We start from the raw sequence: 13,114 nt of genomic DNA on the forward strand, positions 1-13,114 counted from the left end.
CGTTGGGCCGTTCCGACGTCTCAAACCTTAGCGGATCCGCTCGGCGATTCCTAATCGGGCCGCCGAGTCCCAATTCGAATTGAATTCGGGCATGCCGAAATCGACCCGGTCGGGAGATCGTGCTGGTGGTTTGGTTGCCGCTCTCGCGGCGGGAGGTGCTGTCGCAGAACCGTTACGGCTCCGCGGCAACCCGGAGAACTTTACGGATCGAGCAGGGGGGTGTCAAGCGTCCCCTGTCAACATCTTTTGGGGCGAGGGCCGGGCTCGTGTCAGTCCAGGTCGGTGAGTCGTCCACCGGCGTCCGGCTGGGCGTGCTCCACCCTGCGGAGCAGGCGGGTGAGCACCTCGCCGAGGGTCGTGCGCTCCGCTGCCGAGAGGTCCTGGAGCAGGTCCTCCTCGAAGACCGACGCGAGGCGCATCGCCTCCAGCCACTTCCCTCGGCCATCCGCGGTCAGCTCGACGATGACACGGACGCGGTTGGACTCATCGCGCTCTCGGGTGACCAGACCCTCGGCGACCATGCGGTCGATCCGGTGGGTCATCGCGGCCGGGGTGAGGCCGAGGCGCTTGGCGAGGTCGCTGGGGCCCATGCGGTACGGGGCGCCGGAGAGGACCAGGGCCTTGAGGACCTCCCACTCGGCGTTGCTGATGCCGAGGGCGGCGGTTTGGCGGCCGTAGGCGACGTTCATCCGGCGGTTCAGGCGGGAGAGCGCCGAGACGATCTTCTCGACCTGAGGGTCGAGGCCCTGGAACTCGCGCTGGTAAGCGGCGATCTGTTCTTCGAGTGTCGGCTCGCTGATGTCCGGGGTGTCGCCCATGGGCCGAGTATGGCACGGGCTCGCTTGGCGTTGAAGTCCTTGAGTGTGTACTGTTTAGCTTCGAAGTTTAGCTTTGAAGTCTTCAGGTCTGCATAAGAGGAGAGGTGAACGTGACCAGGGCGATGGGCGCAGCGATGCGCCGGATCCACGTGGGCAATGCACTCAGCGCGTTCGGGCTCGGTTTCACGGTCCCCTACCTGTACGTCTATGTGGCGCAGGTGCGAGGGCTGGGTTCGATGACGGCAGGGCTCGTCCTTGCCGTCTTCGCCGTGGCCGCGTTGGTCGTGCTGCCGTTCGCCGGGCGAGCGATCGTCCGGCGGGGCCCGCTGCCGGTGCTGCTCGCCGCTCTGGTCACTGCCGCGGTCGGGGCGCTGAGCCTGGGGCTCTCGGGGAGTGCGGCGGCCGTACTGCTGTCCTCGGCCGCGCTCGGGGCCGGGCAGGCCGTGATGCAGCCGGCGCTCGCGACGATGATCGTCGACTGTTCCGCCACGGAGACCCGGTCTCGGGCGTTCGCGATGCAGTTCTTCCTGCAGAACCTGGGGCTGGGTGTCGGTGGGCTGATCGGTGGGCATCTCGTCGACACGTCGAGCGTCTCGTCGTTCACTCTGCTGTTCGCGATCGAGGCGGCGATGTTCCTGCTGCTCGTCGTGGTGATGGCGACGGTGCGGATGCCGCGTGCGCCTCGGATCGAGGGGGCGCCGGGGGCCGGGGGTGCCAAGGGGAGCTGGAAGCAGTTGCTCGGGAACCGGGCGATGGTGCAGCTGTGTGTGCTGGGCTTTGTGCTGTTCTTCGCCTGTTACGGGCAGTTCGAATCCGGGCTGAGTGCGTACGGGGTCGAGGCGGCCGGGGTTTCCACGTCCGCGCTCGGGACGGCGTTGGCTGCGAACACCGCGATGATCGTGGTGGCGCAGTTCGTCGTGTTGAGGTTCGTCGAGCGGCGGAGGCGGTCGCGGGTGATCGCGGCTGTGGGGTTGATCTGGGCCGTGGCGTGGGTTGCGGCGGGGTATGCGGGGCTGGGGCACGGGAGTCAGGAGATGGCTACGGCTGCCTTCATCTCCACGTATGCGCTGTTCGGGCTGGGGGAGGCGATGTTGTCGCCGACTGTTGCTCCGTTGGTGGCGGATTTGGCGCCTGAGGGGATGGCGGGGCAGTACAACTCTGCGTTTGCCCTGGTGAAGCAGCTTGCGTTGGCGGTTGGGCCGGCTGTGGGCGGGCCTATGGGGGCGTCGCTGCATGGGCCGTATGTCGTGACGTTCTTGGTGTTCTCGTTGGGGATCACGTATCTGGCGTTGCGGTTGGGGCGTCGGCTCACTGCGGTGCAGGATCAGCCGTGGTTGGGGAGGAGTCGGGTGGTGGCCCAGGGGGTTGCTTCGGCTTCGGGGCAGTCTCGGGCTCACGCCTGAGTTTTCTCGCCCCCGCCGCCCCTACCCGTCCCATCCTCCAGGGGCGCCGCCCCTTCGACCCCGGCCCTCCTGGGGGCTGCCGCCCCCAGACCCCCGCTCCGGCCCCTGAAGGGCCTTGTCCTCAAACGCCGGACGGGCTGAAAGAGAGACCGGACGGGCTGAAAGACCCGACCGGACGGGCTGAGAGACAAGACCGGACGGGCTGAGAGGGGGCCTGCAGCGGGTTGGGGGGGCAGTTCGGTCCACGTACGCCGCTCTCCGAGTCCCGACCATCCCCGACCCGGTTCTTCTGGCTGAGCAGGGGGCTAGCGGGGGGTTGGTAGGGCGAATTCGCACCAGACTGCTTTGCCGCCGCCCGGCGTTCGGCGGGAGCCCCACGATGAGGCGATCGTGGCGACGATGGCGATGCCTCGGCCTGATTCGTCGGCCGGTTCGGCTCGGCGGCGGCGGGGGAGGTGGTCGTCGCCGTCGGTGACCTCGATGATCAGGCGGCGGTCGGTGCGGCGCAGGCGTAGGCGCATGGGTGGGGTGCCGTGTTGGAGGGAGTTGGCGACCAGTTCGCTGGTCGCCAGGACGCCCAGGTCGTGGAGGTCCGTCGGGAAGCGCCAGCTTGTCAGGACTCCGGAGGCGAAGGCTCGGGCCCGGGGTGCTGCTTCCACGCCGCCCAGGAGTTCCAGGGCGGCGTTGCGGAAGAGGTCGCTGTCGGGGCCCGTGCGGGCCGGGTGCTGGAGGACCAGGACCGCTACGTCGTCGTCGTGGTCGGCGGTGACGCCTGCCGTGCGGACCAGGCGGTCGCAGATGACCTGGGGGGTGCCGGTCGCGCCGGCGAGGGCGCGTTCCAGGGAGGCGATTCCCTCGTCGAGGTCCTCGTCGCGGCGTTCGACCAGGCCGTCGGTGTAGAGGACCGCGGTGGAGCCGGGGCTGAGGCCGATCGAGCCGGAGGCGTGCATCCAGCCGCCCGTGCCCAGGGGCGGGCCGGTGGGTTCGTCGGCGCGCTGGACCGTGCCGTTCTCGTCGCGGACGAGGATCGGGAGGTGGCCGGCGGAGGCGTAGACCAGGCGGCCCTCGTTCGGGTCGTGGATGGCGTAGACGCAGGTGGCGATCTGGTTGGCGTCGATTTCCATCGCCAGGCCGTCCAGCAGCTGCAGCACCTCGTGCGGGGGGAGGTCCAGGCGGGCGTAGGCCCTCACCGCCGTACGAAGTTGGCCCATTACCGCTGCCGCACGCACTCCTCGGCCCATCACGTCGCCGATCACCAGGGCCGTGCGGCCGCCGCCCAGGGTGATCACGTCGTACCAGTCGCCGCCGACCGCGGCCTCGGTGCCGCCGGGGTGGTAGGTGGCGGCGATGCGCAGGTCGTCGGGTTCTTCGAGCTCCTGGGGGAGGAGGGAGCGTTGGAGGGTGACGGCCGTTTCGCGTTGGCGGCGTTCGCTGGCTCGGAGGCGTTCGGCGGCCTCCGCGTGGTCGGTGACGTCCGTGGCGAAGACGAGGACGCCGCCGTCGCCCTCGGTCACGGGGGTGCAGGTGAAGGTGTAGGAGCGGCCGTCCGGGGCCTTGCGGGACTTGAGGGTGCGGGGCTTGCCGCTGCGCAGGACCTGGTCGAGGAGCGGGAGCAGACCCAGTTCGGCCAGTTCGGGGAGGGCCTCGCGCGCGGGTTCACCCGGGGGGCGTACGCCGAAGGCCGTCACATAGGCGTCGTTGACGTAGGCGAGGCGGTGGTCGGAGCCGTGGACCAGGGCGACCAGGGACGGGACGCGGTCCAGGACCTCGCGGGCCGGCAGTTCGTCCAGGGCCGGGATCGGCTTGGCCTCGTCGGTGAGTTGTTCGGCGCGGGCCGCGGGGACGGCGCCAGGGCTCTCTCCCCGGTGGTCCTGGGAGACCGCCGCCGCGGTTTCGGTCCGCGCTGCCGCGCGGCGCTGCGTTCCGGGGAGCCGGGCGCTCCAGCGCGTGAAGTTCACGAATCCTTGCCTCGTGTCGTCGTCTTCGGCCAGCTCCGGACCCGGCCGGGGGGCTGAGGGGTGGCACCCCGGGGTTGCAGCACTGTGGGGAGAGCCTCGTGGGGTCGGGATCGGTTCGGGATCAGTCTGGCAGTGCGGCCGACCTGGCCGACACCCGTCAGACGCCTGCCTCGTCGGTGGAGTTCCTGGGTCCGGTCAGGACGACCCCTTCGGGTCGCCTTCCGGGTTGAGGGGAGGCTTTCCACCGGCCGCGAGTTCGAACTCCGCTCGGGGATGTTCGAGTGAACCGAGCGAGACGATCTCCCTCTTGAAGAGTCCCGAAAGCGTCCATTCGGCCAGGACACGGGCCTTGCGGTTGAAGGTCGGCACCCTGCTGAGGTGGTAGACGCGGTGCATGAACCAGGCAGGGTAGCCCTTCAGCTTGCGTCCGTAGACGTGTGCGACGCCCTTGTGGAAGCCGAGGGAGGCGACCGAGCCCGCGTACTTGTGGGCGTACGGCTCCAGGGGTTCGCCGCGCAGGGCGTGGGCGATGTTGTCGCCGAGCACCTTCGCCTGGCGCAGGGCGTGCTGGGCGTTGGGGGCGCATTCCCTGCCGGGTTCGCCGGCGGTGACGTCGGGGACGGATGCGGCGTCTCCCGCTGCCCACGCGTGCGTGGCGCCGTCGACCGTCAGCTCCGGGGTGCACTTCAGCCTGCCGCGCGCATTAAGTGGCAGGTCGGTCGCGGCGAGGATCGGGTGGGGTTTGACGCCGGCCGTCCAGACGACCGTACGGGTCGGGAAGCGGGCGCCGTCGCTGAGCACGGCGACGCGGTCCACGCAGGACTCCAGGCGGGTGTGCAGGCGTACGTCGATGTTGCGGCGGCGTAGTTCGGTGACGGTGTAGCGGCCCATGTCCTCGCCGACCTCGGGGAGGATGCGGTCGGAAGCCTCGACCAGGATCCACTTCATGTCCTCGGGGCGGACGTTGTGGTAGTAGCGCGCGGCGTAGCGGGCCATGTCCTCCAGTTCGCCGAGCGCCTCCACGCCCGCGTAACCGCCCCCCACGAAGACGAAGGTGAGGGCCGCGTCGCGGATCGCGGGGTCGCGGGTGGAGGAGGCGATGTCCATCTGCTCGATGACGTGGTTGCGCAGGCCGATGGCCTCCTCGACGGTCTTGAAACCGATGGCGTGCTCGGCGAGACCGGGGACGGGGAGGGTGCGCGAGACGGAGCCCGGGGCGAGGACCAGTTCGTCGTACGACAGCTGTTCGGTGCCCGTGCCCTCCTCCTCGGTGGCGAGGGTGGTGAGGGTCGCGGTGCGTTTGGCGTGATCGATGGTGGTGGCCTCGCCGATGATGACCCGGCACTGGGGCAGGACGCGGCGCAGTGGGACGACCACATGGCGTGGCGAGATGGAGCCGGCGGCCGCTTCGGGGAGGAACGGCTGATACGTCATGTACGGGTCGGGGGTGACAACCGTGATCTCGGCTTCGCCCCGCCCCAGTTCTTGTTTCAGCCTCCGCTGAAGGCGCAGGGCCGTGTACATCCCGACGTAGCCGCCGCCGACAACGAGAATGCGCGCACGTTCCTTCACCATCCCATGACGCACCCGGCGCTTGCGTTTGTCCACAGGCTCGACAATTTGTGTGACCGGAAGTCGTCGGCGCCGCGATTTGGCCGAATTGCCGGAGTGCGCGGAAAATTCGCAGGTCAGTGGGTGTGCGCCGGGGGTGCGTAGGTGGCGCAATCGGGACGTAAACGACCCGTACTCCGATCGAGGGGCGCTCTGTGCGGAACGTGCCCCTTCTGAATTGACCCTCGCTCAACTATGTTCGTGTGTCGACGGGGTGTAGGGGGATGCGCTCTTCGAGTCCGTGAGTCACACACGGCGGACTCGTTGTCCGGGCCAGTTCCGCGGCGCTCCGGCTTTGCAATGACGGGGAGTGTCTCCGGGGGGAGACGTCATTACCGGGGGATCGCTTATGCATGTTCAGGATTCTCGATGGTCTTCCGCGTCCGCTCTCGCACCGAGTGGCGGCGTGGTGGGCGGCACGATGAGCGCGGCCGCGAGCAACGGACGCGGTGACGGACCGCGTACGACGCCGCTGCGCGTGGACGCACAGCGCAATCTGGAGCACGTACTGCGTGCGGCGCGTGAGGTCTTCGGCGAGCTGGGATACGGCGCGCCGATGGAGGACGTGGCGCGGCGCGCGCGGGTGGGTGTCGGGACGGTGTACCGGCGCTTCCCGAGCAAGGACGTCCTGGTACGGCGGATAGCCGAGGAGGAGACCTCCCGGCTGACCGACCAGGCGCGTGCGGCGCTCGGGCAGGAGGACGAGCCGTGGTCGGCGTTGTCGCGCTTCCTGCGCACGTCGGTGGCCTCGGGCGCGGGCCGGCTGCTGCCGCCGCAGGTGCTGCGGGTCGGTGTCGCCGAGGACGGCACCGCGCTCGACGAGGCCCGGGTGCCGCAGCAGCGGATCCAGCCGGGCACCGGCGAGCTGCGACTGGTCCCCGAGCAGGCTCCGGTGGCTTCGGTCGACCCCGTGGACGACGCGGGGGCGGCGGCGCTGCTCGACGTGGTGGGCCAGCTCGTGGACCGGGCGCGTGCGGCGGGTGAGCTGCGGCCCGACGTGTCGGTGTCGGACGTTCTGCTGGTGATCGCGACGGCGGCGCCCTCGCTGCCGGACGCGGCGCAGCAGGCGGCGGCCTCGGCGCGACTGCTCGACATCCTGCTGGAGGGGCTGCGGTCACGGCCTCAGGCGTGAGTCGGCGCCTCACTCGTGGTCGACGCCTCGGGTGTGAGCCGACGCCTCAGGTATGAGTCGGTCGATTCAGGTATGAGTCGGTCGATACGACGGCCGTGGCCTGTGTCGGGGTGACCGAGAGGCGGGGTGCTGCGCCGCCCTCGCCTCGAACGCCGCCATGGAACATGCCCGGCATTTCGGGCGGGACGCTCAATTCTCGCCCGGCGAGGCCTGGTTGAGCCTTCCCCGTACGGGCGAAGGCCAGTACTGCGTTGCGGGAAGTCCCCACGGACGAGTGGATGTCCGGACGCGAGGGTCATGACCAAAAGCCAATGTGGCACCCTGACCCGGTGTCCGGGACTGGTCGAGCTGGCGGCGGGGGCTTTCCGCGATGAGCGTTGACGGGTGGGACGAGTCGCGCGGTGACGGCGACTCGGCGACTCCTCAGGTACCGAGTCAGGGCGGACGGGCGGATCTGCCGCCGGGCGGCCCCATGGACGACCGCACGCAGGGGCGTGTGGACAGCCGCGGTGAGGGCAGTGTCCCGGCTCAGCGCGACCGGCGTGAGGACGGTGCACTGCCGCCGCCGCGCGAGCTGCCACCGTCGGACGCCGATCTCATCGGTCGAATGCGCTCGGGCGACGACAGCGCCTACGAGGAGCTGTACCGGCGCCACGCGGGCGCGGTACGCCGGTACGCGCGCAGTTGCTGCCGTGACGGCCACACCGCGGACGACCTGACCGCCGAGGTCTTCGCCCGCATGCTCCAGGCGGTACGCGGCGGCTCCGGTCCCGAGCACGCCGTACGCGCGTATCTGCTCACCTCGATCCGGCGGGCCGCGGCGGACTGGACGAAGTCGGCGCGACGCGAGCAACTCGTCGACGACTTCGCGGTGTTCGCCGCGCACTCCTCGCGGGTGGCCGAGGTGTCCGACGACACCGGATCCTTTGGCTCCTTCGGAGCGGGCACGGACCTGGGCGCGGACGTGCGGGCGATGCACGAGGCCGAGCAGTCCATGGCCATGCAGGCCTTCCGGTCACTGCCGGAGCGCTGGCAGGCGGTGCTGTGGCACACCGAGGTCGAGGACGAGTCGCCGAGCGAGGTCGCCACGCTCTTCGGGCTCGACGCCAACGGCACGCGCGTGCTCGCCAGCCGCGCCCGCGAGGGCCTCAAGCAGGCCTATCTCCAGGCCCATGTCAGCGCCAGCCTCGCCAGTGACGAGGCGTGCTCCCGCTACGCCGACCGGCTCGGCGCCTACGCGCGCGGCGGGCTGCGCACCCGGGCCGAGCGGGGGCTGCGCAAGCATCTGGAGGAATGCGCCAAGTGCCGGCTGGCCGCGGGCCAGATCAAGGAGGTCGCCAGCGGGATCCCCGCCGTCGTGCCGGTCGCGGTCATCGGCTGGTTCGGTGCCGCCGGGTACGCCAAGGCGGCCGGGCTCATCGCCGGCGGTGCCGGGGCGGGTGCGGCCGGGGCTGCGGGAGCGGCCGCCGCGGCGGGCGGTGGTTCGTCGAGCGGTGCCGGCGCGGGTGCCGCGGGTGGGGCCGGGGCTGCCGGTGGCGGTTCGTCCGGTGGCGGGGGTGCCGGGGGTGGTGCGGCGGCCTCCGAGGGGCTGGGTGCGCCCTTGAAGGCCGGTATCGCGGCCGGTGTGGTCGCCGTGGGCGTGGCGGCGGCGATCGTGCTCGCGCTGGCCGGCAACGACCAGCCGCCTCACAAGGACGACGCCAAGCAGCCGCCCGCCCCCTCCCCCATCGTCGAGGAGACGCCGACGCCCACCCCGCCGGAGAAGGAGCCCACGCCGCGGCCCCCGGCGATCGTCCCGGCCGAGAACCCTAAGCCGACCCCGACACCCACCCCGACGCCGTCCCCCACCCGGACGCCCAGCCCGGCGCCCACACCCACGCCGCCGCCGACCCCCACTCCGACACCGACCCCGACTCCCACCCCGACGCCGCCTCCCCCGCCCGCTCCGGCCGACTACCAGTGGAGCGAGCTGTCGTACAACGTCGTCGGCGACGGCACCGAGCCGGAGATGCGGCTCGGCGCGAGCAGCTGGGTGTGGCAGCGGCACGGCGTCTCGATCGCCGACCAGCGGTACGCACACGGCGTCACCGTGCACGGCCGGTCCTCCGTCACCATCGACCTCAACCGGGAGTGCTCCGCCTACAAGGCGATGGTCGGCGTCGACGACACCAACCTGGGGCTCGGCAAGTTCTCCTTCGCCGTCTACGCCGACGGCGTCCGGCTGTGGCGGTCCGGCTTGCTGGAGGGCGGGGACCCGGCGGTGCCCGTCCAGGTGAACATCGCCGGGCGCGAGACCGTACGGCTGGTGGTCGAGCCGCACGGCACCTTCGACAACGTGCTGCTGGCGGACTGGGCGGAGTCGAAGTTCAGCTGCGCGTAGGGCGTCCAGGCCGGTTCAGGGCGTTCACGGTTCAGGAAGTTCAGGCCGGTTCAGGGCGTTCACGGCTCAGGAAGTTCAGGCCGGCTCAGGGCGTCCAGAACCGGATTCGTTCAGGGCCGTTCCGCTGAGGTCGGGGCCGGTGGCGTCTGTTCCGCCGGGTGGTGGAGGGCGCGTACGGCCTCGGCCAGGTCGCGCAGGACGTCCTCCTGGGTGAGGGCGGCGCCCCGGCTGTGCTCGGCGGCGAACCAGTCGGTGCCCAGGGCGGTGCGGGCGGCGGCCTCGGTCCGCTCGGCGCGGGTGCGCTCCGGTAGCGGACGGGGATTGCCGCGGCGCCAGTGCTCCGAGGCGGCGAGCAGACGGACCGCGCGTGGATGGTCGCCGAGGCGGCCCAGCAGATCGGCCGCGGAGTCGGCGAGGGCCGCAGTGATCACATCGGCACACCCCTCCTCCACCGCCAGGTGCAGCGCGTCGGCCAGCCGGGGCAGACCCCGCGCCGGGCCCGACTCGGCCGTCACGACCATGGCGTCGAGGGCGTTCAGCATCGCGATGAACTGCGGCGGTGGCGTGCCGCGGGCGATCTCCGACCGGGCCGCCTCGCACATCTCACGCGCGCGTGCCGAGTCCTCGTCGTCCAGCGCGATGTGGGCCCGCAACAGCAGTACGAACGCCCGTGAGTCGGCCACGCCGTACCGGTCGGCCCCGGCGCTCGCCTCGTCCAGCGCGGCCAGTGCGGCCGTACGGTCGCCCGAGCGGTAGGCGATCTCGGCGAGCCGGGCGACGAGGAACGGGGTCTCGGCGTACGCGCCCACCTCGTGCGCGAGGCGCAGCGCCTCCTCGTACTCGCTCTTGGCCTCCTCGAAGCGGCTGCGCGACATGGCCGTCTCGCCGACGGCGCTGCACACCTGGGCCCGCATCCAGCGGTCGCCGACTCGGCGGCTGAGGACCCGCAGCTCGGCAAGGTCGTCGTCGATGCCCGCCAGGTCGCCGGGTGAGTCGACGGCCATGTGCGTACGGAACATCAGCAGGACGCCGACCTCCCAGTCACCGCCGTGGGCACGGCAGTTGGCGACGGCGACGTCCATGTCCGCCTTGATGACCCGCGAGCTGCTCAGGAAGAAGGCGATCAACGGCCAGAGGAGCCCCGGGAGCCGTGCCGCCAGCGGGCCTCCGCGCTGGAAGAAGTCCCGCACCCGGATCAGGTAACGCCTCATCCGCTCGTCGAGCAGTGCGTCGATCGGCTCGGTCTCCGACTTCAGGAAGACATGCAGGAGTCGGAGGTTCATGCGTTGGATGTGCAAGGGGTCCTGGGGGCTGTCTTCCGGGGTGGCGAGGAAGGCGTCGATCGGGTCGGAGGAGGCAGGGGGCGCTGTGGGGGTGGTGGCGCTGTCCGTGGTGTCCGAGGCCGTCCCCAGGCGCAGGATGCGGTCGATCCAGGTCGCGCCCTCGTGGCGGTAGTTGCGAAGCCACCAGAACCAGCCCATGGCGAGGCCGATGACGGTGGCTTCCTGCTCGTCGCCTGCCATAAGGGTGCGGTCGAGGGCCGCCCGGATGTTGTCGAGCTCGGTCTCCAGGCGGGAGATCCACGGGAGTTGGCCGGCGGAACGCAGCCGTGGGTCGGCCTCCTCGACCAGTCCGCGCACCCACGCGCGGTGCCGGTGCTCGGCCGCGAGGCGCAGCTCGGGGGCCTCGGCGGCGCGCTCGACGGCGTACTCGTGGATGGTCTCCAGCATGCGGTACCGCATGCCGTCGGAGCCGTCCCGCTCGTACGGGGTGGCCACGATGAGGGACTTGTCGACCAGGGCGCCGATGAGGTCCGCGGTCGTCGGTCCCGTGCACACCGCCTCCGCCGCCGCGAGGTCCCAGCCGCCCGCGAAGACGGACACCTCGCGCAGTACCGTCCGCTCCCGCTCGTCGAGCAGTTCCCAGGACCAGTCGACCACGGCGCGCAGGGTCTGCTGGCGGGGCAGGACCGTGCGGCTTCCGGAGGTGAGAAGGCGGAAGCGGTCGTCGAGGCGGTCGGCGATCTGACGGGGGGTGAGCAGCCGTAGCCGGGCCGCCGCCAGTTCGATGGCGAGCGGCAGTCCGTCGAGGCGGCGGCAGATCTCCGCGACGGCCTCCTCGTCGCGCTGGTCGCGCAGCACCGCGTCGGCGGCGGTGCGGACGGCCGCCGCGCGCTCCGCGAAGAGTCGGTGCGCCTGGTCGGGGAGCAGGGGCTCGACCGGGCGGACCAACTCGCCGGGGACACCAAGGGGCTCGCGGCTGGTGGCGAGAACGGTGAGCCCTGGGCAGCGGGTGAGGAGGGTCTCGGCGAGGGTGGCGGCCGCGTCGATGACATGTTCGCAGTTGTCAAGGATCAGGAGTTGGCTGCGTGGGGCGCAGTACTCGATCAGCAGGGCGATCGGGTCGTCCTGTGGGGCTGTCAGGTCGTTGGTCATGAGCACGGTCTCGCGCAGACCGAGCGCGTTGACCACCGCGCCTGGTACCGCCTCCGGCCGGTCGAGCGGGGCGAGCTCGACCAGCCATGCCTGGGGGAGGCCGGCGGCGGCTTCCTCGGCGAGGCGGGTCTTTCCAGAGCCGCCCGGTCCGGTGAGTGTGACCAGTCGTGCCCTGTGCAATTCGGAACGGATGGCGTCGAGTTCGAGTTCCCTGCCCACGAAAGAGGTAAGGCGGGGGCGGAGGTTGCCGGTGCGTTCGGGGTGGTGAGAGTGATGGGGGTGGTGAGGGGTGGGTTGCTGCGGGTGGGGCTGCTGCTGCGCGGCGGGGCTCGCCTCGCCGGTCACCGCGTGGGGCGTCCCGCCCGTCGTCTCGCCGGTCGCGTTCGTGGTCGCGGCGCGAGTCGCCTCAGCTCGTGCCGGTGTCAGCAGTTCGGTGTGCAGGGCGCGGAGTTCCGGGCCGGGATCCGTGCCGAGGCCGTCGGCCAGGGTGTGGCGGGCGGTTTCGTAGGCGGCGAGGGCGTCCGCGGGGCGGGCCGTGTCGCGGAGGGCGCGGATGAGGAGGGCGTGCAGCGGTTCGTCGTACGGGTGCGCCTTGGTCAGTTGCCTCAGTTCGGGTACGGCGTTGTGGGCACGGCCAAGTCGCAGGTCCGCCTCGATGCGGGCTCGGGTCGCCTCCAGGCGTAGGGCCTCCGGGTGGGTGGCCGCGGTGGTGCGCTCGGGGAGGTCTGCCAGGGCCGGGCCGCGCCACAGGGCGAGGGCGGTGGTCAGGGTCTCGGCGGCCGTCGACGGGTCGTCTCTGTCGAGAGCCGTGGTTCCCTCGTGGACGAGGTGTTCGAAGACGAACAGGTCTACGTCGTCTCTCGTCGCCGTGAGGCGGTAGCCGCCGGGGGCGGAGGTGACGGTGTCCTTGCCGAGGGCGCGGCGTAGGCGGGCGATCAGGGCCTGGAGGGCGGCAGGGGCGTCCTGGGGTGGTGCGCCGGACCAGATCTCGTCGATCAGGGTGTCGGGGGTGGTGATGTGGCCGGGACGTAGGGCCAGGGCAGTCAGGAGGGCGCGCAGGCGAGGACCGCCGATGGGGACGACGGTGCCATGGCTGTCCTCTGCTTGGGTGACGCCCAGGATTCTGTACCGCACCGGGTCATTGTCCCGGGGGGCGGTTTCGGAGGCACGGGTTTTGTTGGGCGGCGGGTTGCCCGGGGAGTTGGGGGGTGGGTCCGTGGTTGCTGTGACCGTCCGGGCGCATGCCTGAGTTTTTTTCTCGCCCACGCCGCCCCTACCCGTCCCATCCCCAGGGGCGCTGCCCCTTCAGCCCCGGCCCTGCGGCCCTCCTGGGGGCCGCGCCCCCAGACCCCCGCATCGGCCCCTGAAGGGCCTCGT

At 71.3% G+C, this 13,114-nt stretch carries 7 protein-coding genes; 3 read left to right on the plus strand and 4 right to left on the minus strand.

Going from position 1 to position 13,114, the window contains the following annotated elements; all coding sequences use genetic code 11:
- Nucleotides 1–269: 269 nt before the first annotated feature.
- A complete protein-coding gene (locus POF73_RS40540) occupies nucleotides 270–818 on the minus strand; it encodes a MarR family winged helix-turn-helix transcriptional regulator (protein WP_272124416.1) in 549 nt (182 codons plus the stop codon).
- A gap of 134 nt (nucleotides 819–952) precedes the next feature.
- Between POF73_RS40540 and POF73_RS40545 the strand changes: the two genes are divergently transcribed.
- Complete coding sequence (locus tag POF73_RS40545) at nucleotides 953–2,221, plus strand: MFS transporter (RefSeq protein ID WP_272124448.1); 1,269 nt, start codon at nucleotides 953–955, stop codon at nucleotides 2,219–2,221.
- A 305-nt stretch (nucleotides 2,222–2,526) separates the two neighbouring features.
- On the opposite strand, the gene POF73_RS40550 is transcribed toward POF73_RS40545, so the two are convergent.
- Complete coding sequence (locus POF73_RS40550; protein ID WP_272124417.1) at nucleotides 2,527–4,179, minus strand: ATP-binding SpoIIE family protein phosphatase; 1,653 nt, start codon at nucleotides 4,177–4,179, stop codon at nucleotides 2,527–2,529.
- Between the two features lie 195 nt (nucleotides 4,180–4,374).
- A complete protein-coding gene (locus POF73_RS40555) occupies nucleotides 4,375–5,754 on the minus strand; it encodes an NAD(P)/FAD-dependent oxidoreductase (protein ID WP_272124418.1) in 1,380 nt (459 codons plus the stop codon).
- 385 nt (nucleotides 5,755–6,139) lie between these two features.
- On the opposite strand from POF73_RS40555, the gene POF73_RS40560 reads away from it, so the two are divergent.
- Together POF73_RS40560 and POF73_RS40565 are read left to right on the plus strand one after the other, a co-directional pair.
- On the plus strand, nucleotides 6,140–6,922 hold the full coding sequence (locus POF73_RS40560) for a TetR/AcrR family transcriptional regulator (protein WP_272124419.1): 783 nt from the start codon (nucleotides 6,140–6,142) through the stop codon (nucleotides 6,920–6,922).
- 370 nt (nucleotides 6,923–7,292) lie between these two features.
- Nucleotides 7,293–9,302, plus strand: a complete 2,010-nt coding sequence (locus POF73_RS40565; protein ID WP_272124420.1) for a sigma-70 family RNA polymerase sigma factor — start codon at nucleotides 7,293–7,295, stop codon at nucleotides 9,300–9,302.
- A 110-nt stretch (nucleotides 9,303–9,412) separates the two neighbouring features.
- On the opposite strand, the gene POF73_RS40570 is transcribed toward POF73_RS40565, so the two are convergent.
- Nucleotides 9,413–12,871, minus strand: a complete 3,459-nt coding sequence (locus POF73_RS40570; RefSeq protein WP_272124421.1) for an AfsR/SARP family transcriptional regulator — start codon at nucleotides 12,869–12,871, stop codon at nucleotides 9,413–9,415.
- Between the last annotated feature and the right edge of the window lie 243 nt (nucleotides 12,872–13,114).

The organism is Streptomyces sp. HD (genome assembly GCF_028369295.1).
Classification (GTDB): domain Bacteria; phylum Actinomycetota; class Actinomycetes; order Streptomycetales; family Streptomycetaceae; genus Streptomyces.

Excerpts from the sequence above, each read along its gene's own strand:
- POF73_RS40545 (WP_272124448.1), top strand. The coding sequence starts at position 953 with ATGCGCCGGATCCACGTGGGCAATGCACTCAGCGCGTTCGGGCTCGGT.
- POF73_RS40565 (WP_272124420.1), top strand. The coding sequence starts at position 7,293 with ATGAGCGTTGACGGGTGGGACGAGTCGCGCGGTGACGGCGACTCGGCG.
- POF73_RS40555 (WP_272124418.1), bottom strand. The coding sequence starts at position 5,754 with ATGGTGAAGGAACGTGCGCGCATTCTCGTTGTCGGCGGCGGCTACGTC.
- POF73_RS40560 (WP_272124419.1), top strand. The coding sequence starts at position 6,140 with ATGCATGTTCAGGATTCTCGATGGTCTTCCGCGTCCGCTCTCGCACCG.
- POF73_RS40540 (WP_272124416.1), bottom strand. The coding sequence starts at position 818 with ATGGGCGACACCCCGGACATCAGCGAGCCGACACTCGAAGAACAGATC.